The following is a 23,961-nucleotide window of genomic DNA, read 5'->3' as shown; positions in this document are numbered from 1 at the left end:
ATCGACGGATCAGGCCACGACCACCGGGATCTTGCCGATGCGTGCCTGCCACTCGCGCGGGCCGGTCGCGTGGACCGAGGTGCCCTGCGAATCGACGGCGACGGTGACGGGCATGTCCTGCACGGTGAATTCGTAGATCGCCTCCATGCCGAGGTCCTCGAAGGCGACCACGCGTGCGGCCCTGATCGCCTTCGAGACGAGGTAGGCCGCCCCGCCGACGGCCATCAGGTAGGCCGAGCGGTGCTCGCGGATCGCCTCGATCGCGACCGGCCCGCGCTCGGCCTTGCCGACCATGCCGAGCAGGCCCGTCTGCGCGAGAACCTGCCCGGTGAACTTGTCCATGCGGGTCGCCGTGGTCGGGCCGGCGGGGCCGACGACCTCGTCGCGCACGGGATCGACCGGGCCGACGTAGTAGATGAAGCGGCCCGCGAGGTCGACGGGGAGCGGCTCGCCGCGGTTGAGCATGTCGACGATGCGCTTGTGCGCGGCGTCGCGGCCGGTGAGCAGGCGACCATTGAGCAGCAGCACCTCGCCGGGCTTCCAGCCCGCGACGTCCTCGCGCGTGATCGTGTCGAGGTTCACCCGCCGTCCCGCGCTCGCGTCGTAGGTCAGCTTCGGCCAGTCCTCGAGCGACGGCGGCTCGAGCATCGCAGGGCCGCTGCCGTCCAGCGTGAAGTGCGTATGCCGCGTGGCCGCGCAGTTCGGGATGATCGCGACCGGCAGGTTCGCGGCGTGCGTCGGGTAATCCTTGATCTTGACGTCGAGCACGGTGGTGAGCCCGCCGAGGCCCTGTGCGCCGATGCCGAGCGCATTGACCTTCTCGAACAGCTCCAGCCGCAATTCCTCGATGCGATTCGATGGGCCGCGCGCGACGAGGTCCTGGATGTCGATCGGCTCCATCAGGACTTCCTTGGCGAGCTGCATCGCCTTCTCGGCGGTGCCGCCGATGCCAATGCCGAGCATGCCCGGCGGGCACCAGCCCGCGCCCATGGTGGGTACGGTCTTGAGCACCCAGTCGACGATCGAGTCGGACGGATTGAGCATGGCGAACTTGGACTTCGCCTCCGAGCCGCCGCCCTTCGCCGCCACGGTCACGTTCACGGTATTGCCCGGGACGAGCTTCACGTGGATGACCGCGGGCGTGTTGTCGCGGGTGTTGCGGCGCGCGCCCGCGGGATCGGCGAGTACGCTCGCGCGCAGCACGTTGTCCGGATGCGAGTAGGCGCGGCGCACGCCTTCGTTGACCATGTCCTCGACCGACATGGTGGCGCCATCCCAGCGCACGTCCATGCCGACGTCGAGGAAGACGGTGACGATGCCCGTGTCCTGGCAGATCGGGCGGCGGCCCTCCGCGCACATGCGCGAATTGATGAGGATCTGCGCCATCGCGTCGCGCGCGGCGGGCGATTCCTCGCGCTCGTAGGCCGCCGTGAGCGCCTTGATGTAGTCGACCGGGTGGTAATAGCTGATGTACTGCAGCGCGTCGGCGACAGACTGGATCAGGTCGTCCTGGCGGATGGCGACGGGCGCGGACGGGGCGAACGGAGCGGACTGGGCGGTCACGGCGGCACGGGCGGCGGAAAGTCCGCCATTTTACCGCCGCTGCCGGCCTATGCCCGCCGTGCCTCCGGCATCGGGCGCGGCACGTCGACCAGCGCGGGCAACAGTTCAGCCGACATCGGTGGCGCGAACAGCGCGCCCTGCAGGCCCACGCAGCCCCAGCCGACGAGCAGCTCGCGATGCGCCTCGCTCTCCACGCCCTTGGCGATGACGGGGTACCCAAGAGCACGGCCGAGCCGGCAGACGCCCTCGGCGACGCGACGCGCGCGGGCGTCGTCGGGAAGTGCACCGACCACCGAAAGATCGAGCTTGAGTGCATCCAGCCCGAGGTCCGCCAGCGAGGCCACGCTCGCGTCCGTGCTCGCCACGTCGTCGATCGCCACCTTCGCGCCCACGGCACGCAGCTCGGCCACCAGGGCGCGGCCCTTGTCGCCGAGCGGGATGAGCTGGTCGCCGCGGAACTCGATCTCCAGGCACGCGGCGTCGAGCGCGGCGCTGGCGAGACTCTCGCGCACCTGCCCGAGCAGGCGCGCGGGGTCGAACCGCGCGAGCGAGACGTTCACCGAGATCGGCCAGCGCGGCAGCTCCCTGGCCTGCCAGGCTGCATTCTGGCGACAGGCTTCGCGCAGGACCCATTCGTCGATCTGCACGATCAGCCCCGTCTCCTCGGCGACGGACAGGAAGTCCTGCGGCAGCAGCACGCTGCCGTCGCCGCGGCGCCAGCGCAGCAGTGCCTCGACCGACGTGAAGCGGCCCGTCGCGACGTCGACGATCGGCTGGTAGTCCAGCACGAAGTCCTCGTTCATCAGCGCGAAGCGCAGGTCGTGCTCCATGCGGATGCGTGCCTCGGCACGCTCGCCCATCAGGTCGGTGAAGTAGCTGTAGCGCCCACGGCCGGTCTCCTTGACGTGGTAGAGCGCGGTGTCGGCCTGCTTCATGAGCGTTCGCGCATCACGACCGTCCTGCGGAAACAGCGAGATCCCCACGCTTGCCCCGACGCGCAACTCGTGCCCGTCGACGAGGATCGGCTGCTCGACCGAGCGGATCAGCTTCTCGGCCACGCGGGCGGCATCGCGCGGGTCGGCGAGGCGCTGCAGCAGCAGCACGAACTCGTCGCCGCCCTGCCGGCTCACGGTGTCGTCCTCGCGAACGCAGGCACGCAGGCGCGTGGACACTTCCTGCAGCACCTTGTCGCCCACCGGATGGCCGAGCGTGTCGTTGATCGGCTTGAACTTGTCGAGGTCGATGTAGAGCACGGCGCCCTTGCCGCCCTGCGCGACGGTCGCGAGTGCCTGCGTCAGCCGGTCCTGGAACAGCACGCGGTTCGGCAGGCCAGTGAGGAAATCGTGCTGCGCCATGTGTGACAGCGCCTGCGCCTGCTCGCGCACGTGGGCGACGTCGTGGAACATCAGGACGCCGCCGATCGACTGCCCCGTGCGGTCGCGCAGCGGCGAGGCCGACTCCTCGATCGCGCGCTGCGCGCCGTCGCGGCGAACGAGTTCGATCTCGCCGTCGGCGCGGCCCGGGCGGCCGGTGCGCAGCACGTCGCGCACGATCGACGGGCGCATCGCGCCCTGCCCTGGATCCACGAGGCGGACGACCTCCTCGAGCACGCGGCCGACCGCGTCCGCGGCGGGCCAGCCCGTCAGCTCGGTCGCGGCCGGGTTGAAGCCGGTGATCGTGCCGTCGCGGTCGACGACGACGAGCGCATCGCTGATCGAGTCGAGCGTGGCCTGCGCCTGCTCGCGGGCGTGCCGGGCCGCCTCCTCGAGCGCGCGCTGGCGCGAGAGGTCACGCAGCGCGACGACGGCGCGGCCGCCATGCTCGCCGGGCATCGACCCGAGACGCAGCTCGACGGGAAACACGGAGCCGTCGCTGCGCCGCGCCCTGAGGCCCGCGTCGGCGCCCTCGCGCGCTTGGCGTCCGGTCGCCTCGCTGAGCCAGGCGGTGAGCGGCGTACCGACCAGTTCGCGCGACGTCGCGGCGAACAGCGCGGCGGCCGCCTCGTTGTGGAGCTGGATCTGGCCGCTCTCGTCGAGCACGAGCGTCGGCTCCGGCGATGCCGCCACGAGCGCCTTGAGGTCGCGCTCCGACTGCCCGCGCCAGGACACGTCTTCGGCCAGCACGTGTACGCCCGCGATCCCGCCGTCGAGGCCGAAGTACGGCTCCAGCCGGACGTCGAGCGAACGCCCCTGCGCGGTCTCGACCTGCAGTTGCTGCGAGGCCCCCGCCATCGCGCGCGCGATGGAGCTGTCGAGCCGCGAGACCACGGGCTCGCCGAGCACGTCGGTCATCGGCGCGCCCTGCAGGCGGTCGGCGGGTAGCCCGCTCCAGGCGCGATACGCGTCGTTGAAGAAGCGATGGCGGCGCTCGCGGTCGAAGGTGGCGACGAGGCCGGGGCTCTTCTCCGCAAGCGTGAGCAGGTGGCCGCTCGCGGCGCGCAGGCGCGCACGCACGCGATCGCGCTGGTGCACGAGCAGGCTGCCGGTGGATGCGAGGGCGAGTACCACCGCGACGAGCGCCAGCGACGCCGTGCCGCTCCAGCCGCCGAACATGGCGCCGAGGAGCAGCGGCCGAAGGTCGGCGAGCGCAGCCGCCGCGACGGCGATCGCGGCGCCCAGCACCGCGAGCGTCCGTGCGCGTCCACCGGCCGCGAGGGCGAGCAGGGCGACCACCAGCAGCGGCGCGAAGCGCGGGGCCCACAGGGCCAGCGCTGCGCCGCCGAGCACGGTCGCACCGAGCAGCACGACGGTGATCCGCCGCGGATCGTCGGCGAACGGATCGCGCTCCTCGGACGCGCCGAGGGTGGTCGCGCAGGCGGCCGCGACGACAGCGCCGAGCGAGACGGCCGGCCACAGGGTCATCCAATCGGATCCGGATGCCGTCGGCAGCACCCGGGTGGCGAGCAGCGCGAAGGGGCCTGCGATCGCCGCGAGCACCGTGAGCAGCGTCGCGGTGACGGCCGGGTCGTCCCACTCGTAGCGGGAATGCCAGCGCCGCAGCCCGCTTCGCAGCGCAAGCGCGGTCACCGAGGCCGCGACGGTCGCCACGAGTGTCCACGACGGCGGCAGGCGGGCGGCGGCAAGGCCCAGCGCGATGCCGGCGGCCGGCAGCAGCCAGCGCAGGTCGGCGCGCCCGTCCAGCGGTCGCGCGGCCCAGATTCCGCACCAGGCGCCGACCGCCGCGCCGAGGGCCATCGCCCCGAGGTTCGCTGGCAGGCCCCGGGCCGCAGCGAACAGCAGCCCTGCAATGGCCAGGGCCATGAGCGCCGGCGCCCGGAGCAGCCGCGCGGCCGCGAGCGGCCGGCGGGCGTCCGCGGATTTCGTGGGGGCAGCCGGGGGACTGCGTCGGGGCATCGGAGGGTTTCGGATGAGGGAGCGGCGCTACGGTTTACGGCCGGCGCCACCCATTCTGAGGATCATGCCCCACAAGATTCTGTGCAGCCGGCTCCAGCCCGCGCCGCAATGTCGCCTGCGCGCCGGGGCACCGGCCGCCCGGCGCCGCATCCGCAGGACTCGGGTCGGCGCCTGTCAACGGTGACGCCCTGCCCGCCCCCGGCGACAATCGCGGCCCCGTACGTCGCCCGAGCCGCCATGCAGCATCGTTCCATCGCGCAGTCCATCGCCCGCCGCATCGCCGACGAGATCGGCGCCGAGGCGCGTCAGGTCGAGGCCGCCGTCGGCCTTCTCGACGAGGGCGCTACCGTCCCCTTCATCGCGCGGTATCGCAAGGAGGTGACCGGCGGGCTGGACGACATCCAGCTGCGCGAGCTCGAAACCCGGCTGGCCTACCTGCGCGAGCTCGAGGACCGGCGCGTCCAGGTCATCGCCAGCATCGAGGAACAGGGCAAGCTGACGGACGCGCTGCGCGCCGACCTGCTGGCCGCGGACAGCAAGGCGCGCCTCGAGGACCTGTACCTGCCGTACAAGCCCAAACGCCGCACCCGCGCACAGATCGCGCGCGAGGCCGGGCTCGAGCCGCTCGCCGACACGCTGCTCGCCGATCCATCGCAGGTTCCCGAGTCGGTGGCCGACGCCTACGTCGACGCCGAAAAGGGCGTCACCGACGCCCGCGCGGCGCTCGACGGCGCGCGCGCGATCCTGATGGAGCGCTGGGGCGAGGACGCCGCATTGGTCGGCGAGCTTCGCGAATGGCTCGCCGGCGTGGGCATGATCCGCGCGAAAGTCATCGAGGGCAAGGAGGCCGAGGGCGCAAAGTACCGCGACTACTTCGACCATGCCGAGCCGCTGGCGAGGATCCCGTCGCACCGCATGCTCGCGCTGCTGCGCGCGCGCCGCGAGGAGATCGTGCAGATCGACCTCGATCCGGGCACGGATGCGGACGCCGGGCACCTGCAGGGCACCGGCCGCGTCGCGAAGCACGCCGGCATCCGCAACGACGGCCGCCCGGCCGATCAGTGGCTGATGGACTGCGCGCGCCTGACGTGGAAGGCGAAGCTGCACCTGCACCTGATGCTCGACCTGATCGCGCAGGCGCGCGAGCGCGCCGAGGCCGAGGCGATCGACGTCTTCGGCGACAACCTCAAGGACCTGCTGCTGGCGGCGCCGGCCGGCCCGCGCGCCGTGCTCGGCCTCGATCCGGGGCTGCGTACCGGCGTCAAGGTCGCGGTGGTGGACCGCACCGGCAAGCTGGTCGCCACCGACACGATCTTCCCGCACGAACCGCGCCGGCAATGGGATCAGTCCATCGCCACGCTGCGCCGCCTGTGCACGCAGTACGGCGTGGAACTCATCGCGATCGGCAACGGCACCGCGTCGCGTGAGACGGACAAGCTCGCCGCCGACCTCATCAAGCTCGCGCCCGAGCTGCGCCTGACGAAGATCGTGGTGAGCGAGGCCGGCGCCTCGGTGTACTCGGCATCCGAAATCGCCTCGCGCGAGTTCCCGGAGGTCGACGTCTCGTTGCGCGGCGCCGTATCGATCGCTCGCCGGCTGCAGGACCCGCTCGCCGAACTGGTCAAGATCGAGCCGAAGGCGATCGGCGTCGGCCAGTACCAGCACGACGTCGACCAGTACCGCCTCGCCCGCGCGCTCGACGCGAAGGTCGAGGACTGCGTGAACGCCGTCGGCGTGCACGTCAACACCGCATCCGCTGCATTGCTCGCGCGCGTCTCGGGCCTGTCCTCGACGGTCGCGGAGAACATAGTCCGCCATCGCGACACGAATGGCCCGTTCCGCTCGCGCAAGGAGCTCATGAAGGTGCCGCGCCTGGGCGACAAGACGTTCGAGCAGTGCGCCGGCTTCCTGCGCATCGCCGACGGCGACGAGCCGCTCGATTCGAGCTCCGTGCATCCCGAGGCGTATCCGGTGATCGAGCGCATCGTCTCCTCGACCGGCAAGCCGATCCGAAGCCTGATCGGCGATGCGGCGTTCCTGCGCGGCCTGAGGCCCGAGCAGTTCGTCGACGACCGCTTCGGCGTGCCGACGGTGCGCGACATCCTCAAGGAGCTCGAGAAGCCGGGCCGCGATCCCCGCCCGGAGTTCAAGGCCGCGCGCTTCGCCGATGGCGTCGAGGACATCAAGGACCTTCGCCCGGGCATGGTGCTCGAGGGCGTCGTCACCAATGTCGCCGCGTTCGGCGCGTTCGTGGACATCGGCGTACACCAGGACGGCCTGGTGCACATCTCCGCGCTGTCGAACACGTACGTCAAGGATCCGCGCGACGTGGTCAAGGTGGGCGACATCGTCAAGGTGCGCGTGATGGAAGTGGACGTGCCGCGCAAGCGCATCGGGCTCACCTGCCGCCTCGAGGACGCCACGCCCCGTGCGCCGCGCCCAGAGCAGGCGGCTAAACCGGCGCCCGCACGCGGTGCCGCGCCGACGGGGCGTGGTCCGGGGCGCGACGCCGGCGGTCATGCGGCCGGACGCGGCGCGCCGAAGCCACAGCAGGCGCCTGCGAACAATGCGCTGGCCGAGGCGTTCGCGCGCGCCAAGCGCACCTGACGTGCTCGAGTGCCGCGGCGACGCGTCGCGGCGTCAGAACAGATCGCCCTGTGGCGGCTCGGGCAGCGTGTAGTCGAGCCGCCCGTCGACGATCCGCGCCGCGCCGGTGTACGGATGCTCCTTCGGGGCACCCTGGGCCTGGACGTGCAGCACCGTCCAGCCGTCGGCCTTGAAGTCGTCCGAGATCAGCGAGCGGTGGCACTGCCACCACACGGCCTCGGCGCACATCACGGCAGTGCGTCGCGCCGTCGCAAGTTCGGCAAGGCGCGAGCGCGCCTGCCGGTAGGCGACGGTGTGCATGTAGTCCGCGTAGCCGCGGAAGGCCTCGTGGCGCCACGCAATGTTCGGCGAGTCCGGGCGGGGCCGCCGTCGGCCGCCGAGGTCGCGCATCGGCACGTAGTCGATGCCCGCCTGCTGCAGCGCCTCCGCCATCGCGTCGCCATTGAACTGCGGATGCCGCCGCGAGCCCGCGAGCAGCCGCACGTCGGCGATCGCCTCGATGCGCTCGCGCTGCAGGATCTCCACGAACGTGGTCCACGCGTGCGTGGAATGGCCGACCGTCCAGAGTCTGCGATCCGCTGGCATGCGGCGATGCTGCCGCGGGCGTGATGAAGCGGCGTTGACGGCCGGGCGCCTAGGCTGCGGGCTTCATTGGAGAGTCCCCATGTCCGAGCCCACCACCGGCTTCGCGCGCACCGCCCAGATCGTGCGCTTCCTGCTGAAGTACCGCAGCGCCGGAATCTTCACCGGTCTCGAGCACGACGCCGTGCTGCAGGAGGTCGACGCGGAGGCCGAGGACGTTCCCGCCGGAAAGGCGGAGGAATTCGTCACCGACCTCGAAGCGCTCGGACCGACCTTCATCAAGCTCGGGCAAGCGCTGTCGACGCGGCCGGACATGGTGCCGCAGGACTACCTCGCCGCGCTCGAGCGCATGCAGGACAACGTGGTCGAGCTGCCGTTCGACACGGTGCGCCAGGTGGTGGAGGAGGAACTCGGGGTCCGCCTCAACAAGATGTTCCAGTCGTTCGACGAGAAGCCGCTCGGCAGCGCCTCGCTCGCGCAGGTGCACCGCGCCGTGCTGCGCGATGGCCGCGAGGTCGCGGTGAAGGTGCAGCGGCCGGACGCCGTCACCAGCGTACGGACGGACCTCGAATCGCTGCACTCGATCGCCGGCAAGATCGAGCGCCGCACCGACCTGGGCCGGCGCCTGAAGTTCGGCGACTGGGTCTCCGAATTCGGCCGCACGCTGCTCGCCGAGCTCGATTACCGCATCGAGGCCGAGAACCTGCAGCGCTTCGGCGAGCGGCTGCAGCCCTACGGGCGGCTCGTCGTACCGCGCCCGGTCTGGAGCCTGTCGGGCCGCCGCGTGCTCACGATGGACCTGATCCGCGGCCGAAAGGTCACCGACATCACGGGGCTGCAGCGCACCGAGCAGCGGCTCGGCGACCTCGCCGCAGACCTCATGCGTGCCTACCTCGACCAAGCCTTCGTCCACGGCGAGATCCATGCCGACCCGCACCCGGGCAACCTCCTGTTGAGCGATGACGGTCGGCTGGCCATCTTCGACCTCGGGATGATCGCGCACGTGCCCCCGAAGCGGCGCGACCGCCTCCTCAAGCTGCTGTTCGCGGCGGTGGACGGTCGCGGCGAAGACGTGGCGAACGAGGGCATCTCGATCTCGACGCGCCTGGAGGACTTCGACGAGGAGCGCTACACCCGCGAGGTCGGCCAGCTGGTCTCGTCCTACGCTGCGCGCCAGGGCGGCCGCTCGGTGTCGGAAGGCCGCCTGGTGCTCGACCTCACCCGCGTGGCGACGGCCTGCGGCCTGCGCACTCCGCCCGAGCTCAGCCTGCTCGGCAAGACGCTGCTCAACCTCGAATCCATCTGCGACGCGCTCGATCCGGACATGGATGCGAAGGACGTCGTGCAGGAGCACCTCAACGAGGTGATGGGCAAGCGACTGCGCCGCACGCTCTCCCCTGCCGGTCTCGCGGGCGAGATCATCGAAGTGGAGGGCCTGGTCCGCGAGGCGCCGCGCAAGCTGAACAACCTGCTGACGCTGCTCTCGGACAACCGGCTGCAGGTGCGCCTGGAAGGGTTGGACGACTCGAAGCTGATGGAGAACCTGCAGAAGATCGCGAATCGGATCACCGTGGGCCTGATCATCGCGGCCCTGCTGATCTCCTCCGCGCTGATGATGCGCAGCGGGTCCGGCACGACGCTCCTCGGGTATCCCGCCATCGCGATCGTCCTGTTCATCATCGCCGCCGTGCTCGGCCTCTTCGTGGTGATCAGCGTGCTGATCACCGACCGCCGCGCGCAGCCGAAGGAAGAGCAGAGCCTCAACTGAAGCGGCCGAAACGCGCGCAAGTATCTGAACGAGCTGACCACGGCTGCTTGCACGCGGCCGTCATCCCACTAAATTAGGCACATGGCTTCACCGGAAAACGACGTCGGTGAAGCGTGTCCTAACGAGGGGTGAGTCCATGCGCCTTCCGATGCTCGCGGTCGCCGCCGCGGCCTGCTTCCTGCCTGCGTCCATCTCGATCGCCGAGCCCAATGCGCCGGCGCGTCCGGCCGCGTCCGCGCCGCGGCTGCAGTCGATGCCCACTCCGGCCTCCGCGCCTGTGGCGTCTTCGACCGATCAGCTGGTACGCCGTCTGGCGTCGCTGGCGCCTGCCGCCGACCCGAAGGTGATCCGCATGGCCGTCGACGCGCGCGAGTGCGCGATCGCCAACGGCGATGCGACCGGCCAGGGCGAGCGGCTCGCCGTCATCGACTATTCGATGCCCTCCACCCGGCCGCGCCTGTGGGTCTTCGATCTTCGCGGCGAGCGCCTGCTCTACGCCGAGCACGTCGCGCATGGCCAGGGCACGGGCGAGAACATGGCGCGCGCGTTTTCCAATCGCGAAGGCAGCCACCAGACGAGCCTCGGCCTGTTCCGCACCGCCGAGACCTACCACGGCGGCAATGGCTATTCGCTGCGCATGGACGGCCTGGAGCCGGGCTTCAACGACCAGGCCCGCAACCGCGCGATCGTCATGCATGGCGCGGCGTACGTGAACCCGGAGGTCGCGCAGCAGCGCGGGCGTCTCGGACGCAGCCACGGCTGCCCGGCGGTGCGCACACAGGTCGCGCGCGAGATCATCGACACGCTCAAGGGCGGCCAGTTCGTCTTCTCGTATTACCCGGACCCGAACTGGCTGCGTGCCTCGCGCCTGCTCGCCTGCAACACGCGTCGCACGCAGGTCGCGACGCGCTGACCTCGTCTGTCACGGCGGCTTTGCGACGACGGCCGGACACTCCAGTGTCCGGCCGTTTTCTTTTGCCCCGATGACCGACGCTTCCACGCCGCAGTCCCCCGCCTTCGTTCGCCGCTACCTGCAGTCGGCCGTCATCGACGCCGACGACTACCTCGACGTCGCCCGCCAGCGCTTCCGCCGCGTCTTCCGCACGCACCAGCCGCGCCACATCGCGGCCTACCGGGGCTGGGGCGATGCCGATGGCGTACAGATGATCGGCCGCGTGCTCGCGGAAAAGCCGCTGGGCGGCCCCGGTGAGGCCGACGGCTGGTGGGACAACCTGCTCAACACCTATCGCCGCTTCGAGAGCGACGAAGTGCCCGGCGCTGCACTGAAGGTGCAGTTCGGCGCGTCCGCGGTCGACGTGGTGAGCGATCACGAAGGCTACTACCAGGCGCAGCTGCCGGGCTGCGGCGCGGTCGACACGCTCTGGACGAATGCCGCGGTCAGCCTCGCCGACGGCACGCTGCTCACGCCGCAGCCGATCCTGCAGGTCCATGCGGACGCGGGCATCGGCGTGATCTCCGACATCGACGACACAATCCTGCAGAGCGGCATCACCAACTGGAAGACCGCCGCACAACTGACGTTCCTGCACAACGCCCGTACCCGCAAGCCGCTCAAGGGCGTCGCGAAGCTCTACCAGGCGCTCCAGGCGGGCGCGGACGGCGCCGGGCGCGTGCCGATCTTCTACGTCTCGAGCTCACCCTGGAACCTCTACGACCTGCTCGAGGATTTCATGGAGCTCAACGCGATCCCGCCGGGCCCGGTCTTCCTGCGTGACCTCGGCACCGACGAGGGCAAGTTCCTCAAGACCAAGGGCCATGGCCACAAGCTCGAGCGTGCGCGCGAGCTGATCAAGCGCTTCCCGAAGCTGCGCTGGGTGCTGCTCGGCGACTCCGGACAAGCGGACGCCGAACTCTATGCGGAAGCAGCGCAGGAGTTCGGCGAGCGCATCGTCGCGATCTACATCCGTGACGTCGACCCGGAGCTCGACTCCGCCTACGACCGCGCGGTCGGTGGACACTTCGAGCGCGTGGCCGGCACCAAGGTGCCGATGCTGCTCGCACGCGACAGCCGCGCGATCGCCGAGCACGCGGCGGGCCTCGGCCTGATCGACCCGGCGTGGCTCGATGCGATCGGCCGCGAAGTGGATCGCGACGAAGCACGGCCGACGCTCGGCGAAGCCGCTGCCGAGGCGGCCGCGGAGGGCGCGGGCCCCGCTGCGGGACTCGCGGCCCCGGTCGATACGGCCGGTGCATCCGATGCGACCGATGCCGGCGCCGCCCGCGATGCCGACGCGCCGCCACCCGGCGAGCTGCCGCCGTCCGACGCGGAGGCCGCCCCCTCCAGCGGCGCCGGAAAGCGCCCGGTCGGCTAGAATTCGCGGTTCCCCACGCCGTGCCCCGCCGATGTCCTCGCCTTTCGGCACCGAGACCGTGCTCGACGTCCGCCACTGGACCGACGCCTACTTCAGCTTCACCACCACCCGCGACGACGGCTTCCGCTTCGACAATGGCCAGTTCGTGATGATCGGCCTTGAGGTTGAAGGCCGTCCGCTGATGCGTGCGTATTCAATCGCGAGCGCGAACTGGGAAGAGCAGCTCGAGTTCTTCAGCATCAAGGTGCCCGACGGCCCGCTCACGTCGCGCCTGCAACACATCCAGCCGGGTGACCGGGTGCTGATCGGCCGCAAGCCCACCGGCACGCTGCTGATCCACGACCTTCATGCCGGTCGCAACCTCTACCTGCTCGGCACCGGCACCGGCTTCGCGCCGTGGCTGTCGATCGTGAAGGATCCCGAGACCTACGAGCGATTCGAGCGCGTGATCCTGTGCCACGGCGTGCGCGAGCCGCGCGACCTCGCCTATCGCGACTACATCGTCAACGAGCTGCCGCGACATGAATTCCTCGGCGAGCAGATCCGCGAAAAGCTCCTGTACTACCCGGCCGTCACCCGCGAGGACTTCATCGTCGATGGCCACAGCCACCGCGGCCGCCTGACCGACCTGATGGCGACCGGCGTGATGATGGAGCAACTCGGCATCGCACCGCTCGACGCCGGGCATGACCGCGCCATGATCTGCGGCAGCCCGCAGATGCTCGCGGACTTCCGCGCGCTGCTCGACGGCCGCGGCTTCACCGCGGCGCCGCGCATCGGCACTCCGGGGCAGTACGTGTTCGAGCGCGCCTTCGTCGAGAAGTGAGGCGCGCCGCCGCGCACCGCGAGTGATGCGGAGCAGGCGTGGTGCGGCCGCAGCGCATCGTCACTCCGATCCGCGCCGAGGCGGGATGCGGACGCCCGTCAGGCGACGACGCGTTCCGGCCGCAGGGCCGCCCGGTAGGTCCGGCTGCACGGTATCGAGGTGCCGTCGCGCATCGCGATGCGTGCATCACCGGTGTCCAGCGGCTCGATCTCGACCACGCAGTCGAGATTGACGATGTAGCTGCGATGTACCCGAACGAACCGCGCCGGATCGAGCTGCGACCCGATCGCCGCCATCGTGGTGCGCAACGGATAGTCACGGCCACGCACGCGCAGGTTCACGTAGTTGCCCGCCGCCTGCAGCCACTCGACGTCCGCGGCCGCGACGAGGAATTCCTTGCCGAGCTTGCGTACGAGGAAGCGTTCGGGGCGCTCGGGGAGCGCGGGTGCGGCCGTGCCGTCCGGCGTGGCCAGCAGGCTCGCCTCGCCCTGCAGGCGCCGCAGCAGCAGCCGGTACAGCTCGATCGTCAGCACGATGCCGGCGAACTGGCGCACGTCCTTGAGATATTCGTAGACGAAGACGCCCCCCCAGGGACCGGGGTCGTAGACGTCGCCCTGCGTGGCGTAGATCGCCTTGCGCAGCGCGACCATCCCGGCCACGTGCGCCAACGACCACAGCACGCTGCCGAGCAGCAGCCACGGCAGGTGCCGACGCCAGGTGTCGAAGTGCAGTGGGAACCTCCGGGTGAACGCGAGCACGGCCGGAAGGAGCGCGAGCGCGACGAGATGGCTCGTCCACTCCCACACCGCCGGTTCCCAGGCGGCGAAGTCGAGGCCGCTGCGCCGGATGTCCATCAGCGCGGTGACGCTGTTGGCGACCGCGCCGATCACATAGCTGGCGATCCAGAAGCCCCACTCGACGCTACGACGCCAGGGCCGGTATCGCGTCCACAGCGTGTCGGAGGCGTCGTCCCGGACAAGCGGCGATGGGGTCTGGTGATCCATCCACGCATTCTCGCGCACCGCGGCACCGGGGCGGCGCGATTCGTCCCTCCCGTCCGCGGTCCGTCACTGCGCCTGCGCGATCAATCACTTGGCGATGAGCATGGGAGGAATGCAGGAGGACGCTTCCGCGATCGACGTTCCGGACCCGCCCCGATGACACCCCGCCGCCACGACATCGACGCCCTGCGCGCGCTCGCCTTCGCCCTGCTCATGCTGTACCACGGGTGCATGCTGTACGTGGCCGGTGAGGACTGGGGCTGGCACATCAAGAGCACGCACCTCGCCGAATGGCTGCAGGCGCCAATGCTGTTCGTGAACCGGTGGCGGATGATCCTCGTGTTCCTGATCTCGGGGCTGTCGGCGCACATCCTGCTGCAGCGGATGCCCGGCGCGCGCTTCGCGGGCTCGCGGACCCTGCGGCTGCTGGTGCCGCTCGTCGTCGGCATGATCGTGATCGTCCCGATCCAGCCCTACGTGCAGGGGGTCTCCAACGGGGCCGTGGCGCCCGGCCTGCTCGACTTCCTGCTCCGCTACTACAGCGGCCAACGCTGGCCTGAAGGGGCGTTCGACGGCTGGGAGCACGGCTACACCTGGAACCATCTCTGGTACCTGGCCTACCTGTGGGTCTATACCCTCACGCTCGCCGCGATGCTTCCGCTGCTGCGCAGCGCCTCCGGGCATCGCCTCCGCGCAGGGCTGCTTCGCCTACGCGGCGCGCGCCTGCTGCTGGTCCCCGCCCTGCCCTTCGTGATCGCAACGCTCGCGCTGCAACCCCATTTCGAGGACACCGGCGACCTCGTCAACGACTGGTACCGCCACGCGATCTATTTCACCGCCTTCCTCTACGGCTGGTGGATCGGCACCGATGCGGGCATCTGGGCCGAGCTCGCGCGCCTGCGCCGCCGATCGCTGGCGGCCGCGCTCGCGACGTTCGCCATCTACTTCACGCTGGTCGATACCGTGCCCGACGAGCCCGGCCCCACAATGCAGGCCGTGATCTGGACGTTGCGCAACGTCTATATCTGGTTCGCCTTGTGCACGATCCTGGGCTGGGCGCACGCGCTGCTCAACCGTCCATGGCCATGGCTGGGCTGGGCCAACGAGGCGGTCTTCCCGTGGTACGTGTTGCACCAGAGCCTGACGGTACTGATCGCCTACTGGCTGGTGCCGCTGCAGTGGCCGGCAGCGATCGAGGCCTCGATCGTCCTCATCGGCACGGTCGCGGGCTGCTGGGCCGGGTTCGCCGTGATCCGGCGCGTCCGGTGGCTGCGTCCGCTGTTCGGGCTCAAGCGCATTCGCCCGGCCGCGCTCGGGGCGAATGCCGCGGCTGCGCCTGCGCTCGCCTGAGCGGCCGCCCGGACGCCCGGGCGACCGCATGCGGCGTCAGTGATGCTGCCGGCGCAGCGGAACACCGGTGACGAAGGGCCGGATGCCCAGCGCCTCGTGCAGCTGCGACGGCACGTAGGCGCGGTCGCCCTTGATGACCAGAGTGGCCTTGCGCAGGTCGGTGATGCTCGTCGTCGGATCGCCGTCGATGAGCACCAGGTCGGCGAGCAGGCCCGGCGCGACGCGCCCGCGATCGTCGACCTTCGCATGCTTCGCCGCGTTGAACGTGGCCACCTGCAGCGCCTGCGCGGGCGTGAGGCCGGCCTGCACATAGAGCTCGAGCTCGCGGTGCAGCGTGAAACCCGGCATCTCGTCGGTGCCGGCGAGCAGCGGCACGCCGGCCCGGTACATCCGGCCGACGAACTCGACCATCTTCGCGAAGGACTTGTCGTAGCGGGCCGCGGTCGCGTCGTCGGGGATGTCCATTTCGGCGGCGAGGCGACTGCGCGTGACGTCCGGCGGCAGGTGATCCGCCACGCCCGCGACGATCGGCGACATCTCGCCGTCGCGCTGGTGGATGAACTCGAACGTGGCGAGCGTCGGATCGATCGCGATCTTCTTCGACGCCAGCAGTGCGATGAAGTCCTGCACCTCCTTGCCGTCGAGATCGAGGTCCGCCGTGCGCTTAGCCGGCAGGTAGAAGCGCTCCAGCGTGCGCGTATCGGTCGTGTCGGTGACGAAGAAGTTCAGGAGCAGCTGGTTGACGTGGTTGATCTCGTCATAGCCCTGCTCCGCGGCATCGCGCGCGCGCATGAAGGCCGGCACGTGCCCGCTCACGCGCAGGCCCTTCGAATGCGCATAGGCCGCGGTATCGCGCAGGATCGCCTTCGGGAAGGAGTTGTAGATCTTGATCTGCGGATAGCCATTGGCCGCATACCAGTCGACCGCCTTCTTCGCGCCGTCGAGATCCTTGATCACGAAGCCGTTGCGCGCCGACATCGGGCTCTCGCCTTCGATGAAGCCGGCCGGCACCACGCGCGGGCTCATCAGCGTGCCCGCCTTCTCCTGTGCGATCAGCTGCTGGAGCGTCGCGTTGTCGTTGCCCATGTCGCGAACGGTGGTGACGCCCGCGGCGAGATTCAGCCCGCCGTCCCAGCGCCCGACGTGACCGTGCATGTCGAACAGCCCGGGCAGCAGCACGCGGCCCGCACCATCGATGACACGGTCGGCCTTCGGCGCGGTCGCCGCGGTGGGTGCGACCGAGACGATCCGGCCGTCGCGGATCAGCACGTCGCTCGCCGCGCCGAGCGTCGCCGCGGCGCTGTCGAACACGCGCGCGCCGCGGATGAGCGTGGTGCCGGCCAGCGGCTTGCCGAGACGCTGCTGCATCGCGACGAGCAGTTCGCCCTCGGCCTTCTTCTGGCGCTCCTCGAGCGCGGCGGCGCTGGCCTGCCAGCCGTCCTGCACGAGCTGCAGGTAGCCCGGGGCGATGAAGGCGAACAGGCGCGGCGTGGCCTCGTCGGTGAACCAGGCGAAGCCGGGCGTGAGCCCCTGGCCCGTCATCGCCAGCAGACGCACCTGGCGCTGCGTGCCCTTCGCATCGCGCACGGTCTCGCGCGCGAGCTCGCGGACCGTGAGCGTGCCGCCCGGCACCAGCGGAAGCTTGCCGTCGGCGCGCTTGGCGAGCGCCGCCACGGCGACGGACGCCGTCTCCGGCGTGCCGCCGAGCGGCGAATACTGCGCGGTGCCGCTGACGGTCGACGAGCCGGCGTCGGCCGTGGACTTCCACTGGACCTTGTCGCCCTCGCGCACGTAGCTCTCGTCGATCTTCGCCCCGAAGGTGGACGTGCCGGTGACACGGTAGCGCTGGAAGGTACCGTCCGGCGCGAGCACGAACTCCTCCTTGAGCTCCGGCCCGCGGCCGTTGTCCTTGAAAATGAAGTCGGTCCGGACGACGCCGTCGTCGCCGTGGGTCACGACGTGGTGGCCCGCGGTCTTGCCGCCGTCGACGAGCGCGACGTAGCGGAGCGTCTCGGCCGACCAGGCCGGGAGGGCGAGCATCGCGAGCGCGAGTCCAGTGAGCACGGGCTTCATGGCGTCTCCTTACGCGCCGGCAGTGGCGCCGCCGCCGAGCCTCGCGCGGCATCGCCGGGCGCGCCACTGCCGAAAGGCACATACGACGATGCCGCCCGGAGGCGGCATCGTCAGTGGCGTTCGCGGGGCGGCCTCAGTGCTTCGGCTGGGACACCTTCTCGACGAGGTCGGCGGTGCGGCGGTCGCGGCCGCTCAGGGCCACGTCGGCCTGCGCCACGATGCCGCAGAGGCGGCCTTCCCGGTCCACCACGAGGATGCGGCGGATCTGCTCGCTCTCCATGAGGTCGGTCGTCTCCGCGAGGCCACTTTCGAGGCTCACGGTGGTGACGGGGCTCGTCATCACCTCGCTCGCGGTGCACTGCTGGGGGTCGCGGCCCTCGGCCACCACGCGCAGCGCGATGTCGCGGTCGGTCACCGTGCCGACCGGCTTGCCGGAGGCGTCGATCACCGGCACGAGGCCGCAGTCGTTCTCGAGCATCAGCCGGGCGATCTCGCGGATCGGCGTCTGCGCCTGGCACGTGGCGGGGTCGGGGGTCATGACGCTGCGGATGTCCATCGGGTTCCTCGAGGCGACGTGGGGGAAGCCGCAAACCTGCCCCTGCCCCGGTTTGTCGTGCGTGAAAGGCCGGCCGGTCGTTAAGGCCGCCTATGCCTTTCGTCATGGGCCCGTAAAGCGCCGCTGGTTTAGGCTCGCGCATTCACCCTGTCGAGGTTCCTCCATGAAGCATCCTCTCGCCCTCGCGCTGGCCGTGGCCCTCTCCACGACGGCCCTGCCGGTGCTCGCCCAGTCCCCCAAGGCCCAGCCCACCGTGAACGCGACTGCGAATCCCTTCTTCGTCGAAAGCACGCTGCCGCTGCAGTACCCCGCCTTCGACCAGATCGACGACAACGAGTTCGGCCCCGCGTTCGACCGCGGCATGGCCGAGCAGCTGAAGGAGATCGAGGCGATCGCTAACAACAAGGCGAAGCCCACCTTCGAGAACACCATCGTCGCGATGGAGAAGTCGGGCCGCGTGCTGTCGCGCGCCGCATCGGTCTTCTTCAACCTGACCAGCGCCGACACCAATCCGGCCCGCGAGAAGCTCCAGGCCGAGTACGCGCCCAAGTTCTCCGCGCATTCCGATGCGATCAACCTCAACTCGAAGCTGTTCGCCCGCATCCAGGCCCTGCACGAGGACCGCGCCAAGCTCGGGCTCGACGCCGAGAGCGTGCGCCTGATCGAGCGCTACTACACGAACTTCGTCCGTGCCGGCGCCAAGCTCAACGAGGCCGACAAGGCCAAGCTCAAGGCCATGAACTCCGAGCTTGCGCAGCTCGGTACCAAGTTCAGCCAGAACGTCCTGGCCGAAGTGAATGCATCCGCGATCGTCGTCGACAGCCGCGACGAGCTCAAGGGCCTGTCCGACGAGCAGATCGCCGCCGCCGGCGAGGCCGCCAAGGCGCGCAAGCTCGACGGCAAGTACGTCATCGCGCTGCTCAACACGACCACGCAGCCCTCCCTCGCCAACCTCGAGAACCGCGCCCTGCGCGAGCGCATCTACAAGGCGTCGATCGCCCGTGGCGCGCGCGGCAACGAGTTCGACAACCGCGCGATCGTCTCGCGCGTGACCAAGCTGCGCGCCGAGCGCGCCAAGCTCCTCGGCTATCCGACCCATGCGCACTACGTGCTCGAGGACGAGACGGCGCTGAACCCCGATGCCGTCAACGCGATGCTGCGCAAGCTCGCGCCGGCCGCGGTCGCCAATGCGCGCCGCGAAGCCGCCGACCTGCAGGCCATGATCGACAAGGAGCAGAAGGCCAAGAAGCAGCCGACCTTCAAGCTCGAGCCGTGGGACTGGCAGTACTACGCGGAAAAGGTCCGCCAGGACAAATTCAACTTCGACGAGAGCCAGCTCAAGCCGTACTTCGAGATGAAGAACGTGCTCGAGAACGGCGTCTTCTACGCGGCCAACCAGTTCTACGGCCTGTCGTTCAAGCAGCGGACCGACCTGCCCACCTATCACCCGGACGTGCTGGTCTACGACGTCTTCGACAAGGACGGCAAGCAGCTCGCCATCTTCCTCGCCGACATGTACGCGCGGTCCTCCAAGCGCGGCGGCGCGTGGATGAACTCGTACGTCGACCAGTCCAAGCTGATGGGCACGATGCCGGTCGTGGCGAACCACCTGAACATCCCGAAGCCGTCGGAAGGCAAGCCGACGCTGCTCACGTGGGATGAGGTGACCACCACGTTCCACGAGTTCGGCCACGCGATCCACGGCATGCTCTCGAACGTGAAGTACCCCACGTTCTCCGGCACGAGCGTGCCGCGCGACTTCGTCGAATACCCCTCGCAGGTCAACGAGATGTGGGCCGACTGGCCGAGCGTGCTGGCCAACTATGCGAAGCACTACCAGACCGGCGCGCCGATGCCGAAGGAGCTGCTCGACAAGGTGCTCGCGAGCTCGAAGTTCAACCAGGGCTTCGCCACGACCGAGTACCTCGCCTCGGCGATGCTCGACCAGGACTGGCACCAGGCCACCGCCGAGCAGCTGCCCGACGCGAACGGCGTGCTGGCCTTCGAGGCCGCCTCGCTCAAGAAGAACGGCCTCGACTACGCCGCGGTGTTCCCGCGCTACCGCACGCCCTACTTCAGCCATATCATGGGCGGCTACTCGGCCGGCTACTACGCCTACATCTGGTCGGAAGTGCTTGACGCGAACACCGTGCAGTGGATCAAGAGCCACGGCGGCCTGACGCGCGAGAACGGCGACCACCTGCGCGCCACGCTGATGAGCCAGGGAGGCAGCCAGGACGCGATGAAGCTCTTCCGCGACTTCGCGGGCCACGAGCCGAAGATCGAACCCCTGCTGGAGCGTCGCGGCCTGACGGCCCCGGGCGCGGACGACGGCAAGGCGCCGGACAGCAGTCCGACCGAGACCACGCCGTCGGGCAGCGCCGGCACCTGATCGCCGCTTGCGTCGCCTGCAACACGAACCGCCCGGAGCGATCCGGGCGGTTTTTTATTGCATGTATGACGGGTGTGCGTGCCGGTCAGGCCAGGCTTTTGGAGTACACCACGTCGTGGTGCGTCTTTGGCCCTGAGCCGGCACGTCGTCGACGTGACGGCGCAGCCACGCGGCATTTCGACGACGGCCGCATGGCCGTCACCGATCCGACCTCAGCGCCGTTCCGCCGCGCTGGTGTCGCGTGCGCCGCGGAACTCCGAATCCGGCGCCCAGTTCGGCCATGCCGTCGAATCGGCGAGCTGGCGGCCGACCGTGTAGAGCACCTCGAGGTCGCGCGCCATGCCGGTAAACGCCCACGAGGCTTCCCAGTGGTCGGCCGGCTGGTGGTAGCGGTCGGTGGTATAGGCCTTGTCGGCGGCATCGCCGGCAGCGCGCCCGCCCTGCACGCGATCGTTGCCGGACCCATAGGACACCGCCGGCACGCCACGCTTGGCGAACGGGAAGTGGTCGGAGCGGAAGAACAGGCCGGCTTCCGGGCGTGGGTCGGGCGAATACATCAGGCCCCACCGCTTCGCCGTCGCGACCAGCCGGTCCTGCAGCTCTACCTTCGCGTCGCCCGACGTGGTGAAGTCGCGCGCCGGGCCGTTCGGATCAAGCGCATCCATGTTGAGCACGCCGGCGGTCTTGCCGAGCGGATACAGCGGCTTGGAGGCGTAGTACTCCGAGCCGAGCAGGCCTTTCTCCTCGGCGGTGACCGCCAGGAAGACCACCGAGCGATCGGTACGCGGCGCCTTCGCGAAGGCGCGGCCCAGCTCGATCAGCGCCGCGGTGCCCGTCGCGTTGTCGACGGCGCCGTTGTAGATCGTGTCGCCCTTGGCATCCGGGCGGCCGATCCCGAGGTGGTCCCAGTGCGCGGTGTAGATCACCGTCTCGTCCGGACGCTTCTTGCCGGGCAGCCGTCCGACCACGTTCTGCGACGTGATCACTTCGCTGCTGACGTCGTAGCGGGCGGAGAACGTGGTGGCTTCGAGCGTGACCGGGCGGAAGTCGCGCGTGCGCGCCTGCTTCTTGAGCGTCTCGAAGTCGAGGCCGGCGCGCCTGAAGACGTCGACCGCGACATCGCGCTGGATCCAGCCCTCGAGCGGCGCATGCGACTCGGACGGATTCGCGCGCACGACGTCGAACATCGTGTTCGTGTTCGAGTTCTTGACCGTCGCCCAGCCGTACGACGCGGGGTCGGTCTCGTGCACGATCAGCAGCCCGGCGGCACCCTGGCGTGCCGCTTCCTCGTACTTGTAGGTCCAGCGGCCGTAGTACGTCATGGCCTTGCCGCCGAAGTCGCCCTGCCCCGTCTCGAAGTCGGGGTCGTTGATCAGCACGACGGCGATCTTCCCCTTCAGGTCGACGCCCTTGAAGTCGTCCCAGTTCCGCTCGGGCGCACGGATCCCGTAGCCGACGAAGACCAGCGGCGCGTCCGTGATCGAGACCGACTTCGCGCCGTTGAGCGCGGCGCGCACGGCGACCTGCTCGCCCTGCACCAGCGCCTGCGTGCGCCCGCCCGAGCGCAGGCTCAGGCTCGGCGTGCCGGTGATGTCGGCGCGCAGCAGCGGCACCGCCTGCGTCCACAGGCGCCGGCCGTTCGCGAGATCGCCGCCCGGCTGGAGGCCGGCGGCCTTCATCTGCGCGACGAGGAAGTCGACCGTTTTCTTCTCACCCGCCGTGGCAGGGCCACGCCCCTCGAATGCATCCGAGGCGAGCGTCTTCGTCAGCGAAGACAGGCGTTGCGGCGAGAACTTGGGCGCGTTCGCCGCGACGGCGGTGGCCGCGGCGAGCGTGAGCGACGCGCTGAGCGCGGAGACGAGCAGGAGCCTGGACAAGCGGGACCTCGGTCGACCGGTGGGAGCTCCGGATAGTAGACCGGCGGTTGCCGCCGAAGCGTCGCGCCGGTGATCCTGAGGCGCGACGCCGATGGAACACGCGACGTCAGTGCGCGGTACGCGCCGGCTTCTGCGGCGGCCGATAGCCCGACTCCATCATGTGGCCCCGCGCCAGGCGATCGGCATCACAGGGAACGGGAGGCTGCGGCGGCGCGGTACGCGACTTCGCCGGGGTGGTGGTGGCTGGATGCGCCATGCGGTCACTCCGGTCTGGGGGAACGGAATTGTCGCAGTGCAGCATCTCAGGGCCCGCGACGAATGGCCGCTTGCTGCTTTTCGGGGATGCGATTTCACGGTGGCGCGGGCGTCGAAGCTGAACGAAGTCGGCTACGCCCCGCGCGGTCCCCGGGCGGAGGGCCGCTTGCGGGCCACCTGAGCGTCGGGAGGTGCAGTTCCTTGCGTAGCGCCGCCGTTGCGGCCCCCAGCACTCTTGGTCGCCTTCGTGCCACTGCTCTTCGCGGCACCCACCCTTCGCCCGGTAGTCGGTCCAGTCGTATTTGCCGGCTGCTTCCCGGCGACTGGACGCTTGAGCGCCTTCTTTGCCGCGCTCGTCCGTGTTCGACCCCCGGCACTACCTTCGTCGGCGGGTGCGGACTCCGGAGCCGCCGGGGTTTTCCTGCCTGCAACCGGCCCCGCGGAGGAGGCCTGCTTTGCGCGGGTGTCGCCGCCGTCCGCGCTCGGCTCCGCACGCCGGCGTCGACTCGCGGCGACGGCACCCGACTGTCGACTGTCGCCGGCCGCCGGTCCCACCCGGCGCTTGACCGCCGCCTTCGAGCGGCCGGCGCCGGCGGACCCGGTGTCGAGCAGCACCCACGTCGGCGCGTGGTCGCTCGCCCCGGGCCGCCCACGCACCCAGCGGTCGACGCCTGCATCCGCGAGCATCGGCGCGAGCGCGGGGCTCAGCAGCAGGTGGTCGATGCGCAGGCCGGCGTCGCGCTCCCAGTGCTTCCTGAAGTAGTCCCAGAACGTGAATATCTTCGCGTCGCCATGGACCGCGCGGACCGAATCCGTCCAGCCCTGCGCGAGCAGGCGGAACCAGGCCTCGCGGCTCTCGGGCTGCAGCAACGCGTCCTTGCGCCACGACTTCGGGTCGTAGATGTCGAGCTCGTCCGTCGGCACGACGTTGTAGTCGCCGGCGAGCACCACGGGGCCACCCTCGTCGAGAAGCCCTCGCGCGTGCGCGATCAGGCGCTCGAACCACGCGAGCTTGTAGTCGAACTTGGGGCCCGGCCACGGGTTCCCGTTCGGCAGATAGAGCGCACCGACGACCAGGCCATGGATCTCGGCCTCGAGGTAACGGCTCTGCTCCGGGGCTGGATCGCGGGGGAGCCCGCGTCGACGCTCGACCGGCTGCGCGCCCCGCGCGAGGAGCGCGACGCCGTTCCACGACTTCTGGCCGTGCCAGATCGCCCCATAGCCGCGTGCCTCGATGTCGCCTGCCGGAAACGCCTCGTCCGGCGCCTTCAGCTCCTGCAGGCAGACCACGTCGGGCTGCTCGCGGTCGAGCCATTCGAGCAATGCGCCGAGCCGCGCACGGATTCCGTTGATGTTGTACGTCGCGACTTTCAGCCGGGCCATGCGGCGATCCTAGGCACCGCCGGTGCAGGGCCGGTGAGCGCG

Annotated in this window: 15 protein-coding genes and 1 pseudogene; 7 read left to right on the top strand and 9 right to left on the bottom strand. The window is 70.1% G+C overall.

What is annotated here, in order from left to right:
- Positions 1-9: 9 nt before the first annotated feature.
- Entirely contained in the window at positions 10-1,563 is a 1,554-nt protein-coding gene (locus ACYVJJ_RS09760; RefSeq protein ID WP_460833107.1) for a fumarate hydratase, read from the bottom strand.
- Between the two features lie 47 nt (positions 1,564-1,610).
- Complete coding sequence (locus ACYVJJ_RS09755) at positions 1,611-4,823, bottom strand: sensor domain-containing protein (protein ID WP_460833106.1); 3,213 nt, start codon at positions 4,821-4,823, stop codon at positions 1,611-1,613.
- 330 nt (positions 4,824-5,153) lie between these two features.
- Here ACYVJJ_RS09755 and ACYVJJ_RS09750 point away from each other — a divergent pair, with 330 nt between their 5' ends.
- A complete protein-coding gene (locus tag ACYVJJ_RS09750; RefSeq protein ID WP_460833105.1) occupies positions 5,154-7,523 on the top strand; it encodes a Tex family protein in 2,370 nt (789 codons plus the stop codon).
- 33 nt (positions 7,524-7,556) lie between these two features.
- Here ACYVJJ_RS09750 and ACYVJJ_RS09745 read toward each other — a convergent pair whose 3' ends face one another.
- Positions 7,557-8,108, bottom strand: a complete 552-nt coding sequence (locus tag ACYVJJ_RS09745) for a DUF488 domain-containing protein (RefSeq protein ID WP_460833103.1) — start codon at positions 8,106-8,108, stop codon at positions 7,557-7,559.
- A 79-nt stretch (positions 8,109-8,187) separates the two neighbouring features.
- On the opposite strand from ACYVJJ_RS09745, the gene ACYVJJ_RS09740 reads away from it, so the two are divergent.
- From ACYVJJ_RS09740 to ACYVJJ_RS09725, 4 genes are all read left to right on the top strand, one after another.
- Positions 8,188-9,873, top strand: a complete 1,686-nt coding sequence (locus ACYVJJ_RS09740; RefSeq protein ID WP_460833102.1) for an ABC1 kinase family protein — start codon at positions 8,188-8,190, stop codon at positions 9,871-9,873.
- Between the two features lie 253 nt (positions 9,874-10,126).
- On the top strand, positions 10,127-10,786 hold the full coding sequence (locus ACYVJJ_RS09735; protein ID WP_460833364.1) for a murein L,D-transpeptidase catalytic domain family protein: 660 nt from the start codon (positions 10,127-10,129) through the stop codon (positions 10,784-10,786).
- Between the two features lie 70 nt (positions 10,787-10,856).
- Positions 10,857-12,206, top strand: a complete 1,350-nt coding sequence (locus ACYVJJ_RS09730) for an App1 family protein (RefSeq protein ID WP_460833101.1) — start codon at positions 10,857-10,859, stop codon at positions 12,204-12,206.
- Positions 12,207-12,237: 31 nt separating this feature from the next.
- Positions 12,238-13,032 (top strand): ferredoxin--NADP reductase, encoded by a 795-nt coding sequence (locus ACYVJJ_RS09725; protein ID WP_460833099.1) that lies wholly within the window; start codon positions 12,238-12,240, stop codon positions 13,030-13,032.
- Between the two features lie 98 nt (positions 13,033-13,130).
- On the opposite strand, the gene ACYVJJ_RS09720 is transcribed toward ACYVJJ_RS09725, so the two are convergent.
- Positions 13,131-14,036, bottom strand: a complete 906-nt coding sequence (locus ACYVJJ_RS09720) for a LytTR family DNA-binding domain-containing protein (RefSeq protein ID WP_460833098.1) — start codon at positions 14,034-14,036, stop codon at positions 13,131-13,133.
- A gap of 153 nt (positions 14,037-14,189) precedes the next feature.
- Here ACYVJJ_RS09720 and ACYVJJ_RS09715 point away from each other — a divergent pair, with 153 nt between their 5' ends.
- Positions 14,190-15,383, top strand: a complete 1,194-nt coding sequence (locus ACYVJJ_RS09715; RefSeq protein WP_460833096.1) for an acyltransferase family protein — start codon at positions 14,190-14,192, stop codon at positions 15,381-15,383.
- Between the two features lie 36 nt (positions 15,384-15,419).
- Here the strand turns inward: ACYVJJ_RS09715 and ACYVJJ_RS09710 are convergent, their stop codons facing one another.
- Both ACYVJJ_RS09710 and ACYVJJ_RS09705 read right to left on the bottom strand, forming a co-directional pair.
- A complete protein-coding gene (locus ACYVJJ_RS09710) occupies positions 15,420-17,456 on the bottom strand; it encodes an amidohydrolase family protein (protein WP_460833094.1) in 2,037 nt (678 codons plus the stop codon).
- Positions 17,457-17,589: 133 nt separating this feature from the next.
- Positions 17,590-18,012, bottom strand: coding sequence for a CBS domain-containing protein (locus ACYVJJ_RS09705; RefSeq protein ID WP_460833092.1), 423 nt, complete (start codon positions 18,010-18,012; stop codon positions 17,590-17,592).
- Positions 18,013-18,175: 163 nt separating this feature from the next.
- Here ACYVJJ_RS09705 and ACYVJJ_RS09700 point away from each other — a divergent pair, with 163 nt between their 5' ends.
- Positions 18,176-20,404, top strand: a complete 2,229-nt coding sequence (locus ACYVJJ_RS09700) for a M3 family metallopeptidase (RefSeq protein ID WP_460833090.1) — start codon at positions 18,176-18,178, stop codon at positions 20,402-20,404.
- A gap of 212 nt (positions 20,405-20,616) precedes the next feature.
- Here ACYVJJ_RS09700 and ACYVJJ_RS09695 read toward each other — a convergent pair whose 3' ends face one another.
- The 3 genes and pseudogenes from ACYVJJ_RS09695 to ACYVJJ_RS09685 form a co-directional block, all read right to left on the bottom strand.
- Positions 20,617-22,281, bottom strand: a complete 1,665-nt coding sequence (locus tag ACYVJJ_RS09695) for a M28 family metallopeptidase (protein ID WP_460833088.1) — start codon at positions 22,279-22,281, stop codon at positions 20,617-20,619.
- 106 nt (positions 22,282-22,387) lie between these two features.
- Entirely contained in the window at positions 22,388-22,537 is a 150-nt protein-coding gene (locus tag ACYVJJ_RS09690; RefSeq protein ID WP_460833086.1) for a hypothetical protein, read from the bottom strand.
- Between the two features lie 610 nt (positions 22,538-23,147).
- Positions 23,148-23,919: pseudogene (locus ACYVJJ_RS09685) on the bottom strand (exodeoxyribonuclease III); the annotation flags it as partial.
- Positions 23,920-23,961 lie beyond the last annotated feature (42 nt).

It is taken from the genome of Lysobacter humi (ex Lee et al. 2017) (genome assembly GCF_054781815.1).
This window is presented reverse-complemented; position numbering and strand designations above follow the sequence as displayed.

Bases quoted from the DNA above. Each gene is read 5' to 3' on its own strand.
- ACYVJJ_RS09755 (WP_460833106.1), bottom strand. From the start codon at position 4,823: ATGGCCCTGGCCATTGCAGGGCTGCTGTTCGCTGCGGCCCGGGGCCTG.
- ACYVJJ_RS09750 (WP_460833105.1), top strand. From the start codon at position 5,154: ATGCAGCATCGTTCCATCGCGCAGTCCATCGCCCGCCGCATCGCCGAC.
- ACYVJJ_RS09745 (WP_460833103.1), bottom strand. From the start codon at position 8,108: ATGCCAGCGGATCGCAGACTCTGGACGGTCGGCCATTCCACGCACGCG.
- ACYVJJ_RS09740 (WP_460833102.1), top strand. From the start codon at position 8,188: ATGTCCGAGCCCACCACCGGCTTCGCGCGCACCGCCCAGATCGTGCGC.
- ACYVJJ_RS09735 (WP_460833364.1), top strand. From the start codon at position 10,127: ATGCCCACTCCGGCCTCCGCGCCTGTGGCGTCTTCGACCGATCAGCTG.
- ACYVJJ_RS09730 (WP_460833101.1), top strand. From the start codon at position 10,857: ATGACCGACGCTTCCACGCCGCAGTCCCCCGCCTTCGTTCGCCGCTAC.
- ACYVJJ_RS09725 (WP_460833099.1), top strand. From the start codon at position 12,238: ATGTCCTCGCCTTTCGGCACCGAGACCGTGCTCGACGTCCGCCACTGG.
- ACYVJJ_RS09720 (WP_460833098.1), bottom strand. From the start codon at position 14,036: ATGGATCACCAGACCCCATCGCCGCTTGTCCGGGACGACGCCTCCGAC.
- ACYVJJ_RS09715 (WP_460833096.1), top strand. From the start codon at position 14,190: ATGACACCCCGCCGCCACGACATCGACGCCCTGCGCGCGCTCGCCTTC.
- ACYVJJ_RS09710 (WP_460833094.1), bottom strand. From the start codon at position 17,456: ATGAAGCCCGTGCTCACTGGACTCGCGCTCGCGATGCTCGCCCTCCCG.
- ACYVJJ_RS09705 (WP_460833092.1), bottom strand. From the start codon at position 18,012: ATGGACATCCGCAGCGTCATGACCCCCGACCCCGCCACGTGCCAGGCG.
- ACYVJJ_RS09700 (WP_460833090.1), top strand. From the start codon at position 18,176: ATGAAGCATCCTCTCGCCCTCGCGCTGGCCGTGGCCCTCTCCACGACG.
- ACYVJJ_RS09690 (WP_460833086.1), bottom strand. From the start codon at position 22,537: ATGGCGCATCCAGCCACCACCACCCCGGCGAAGTCGCGTACCGCGCCG.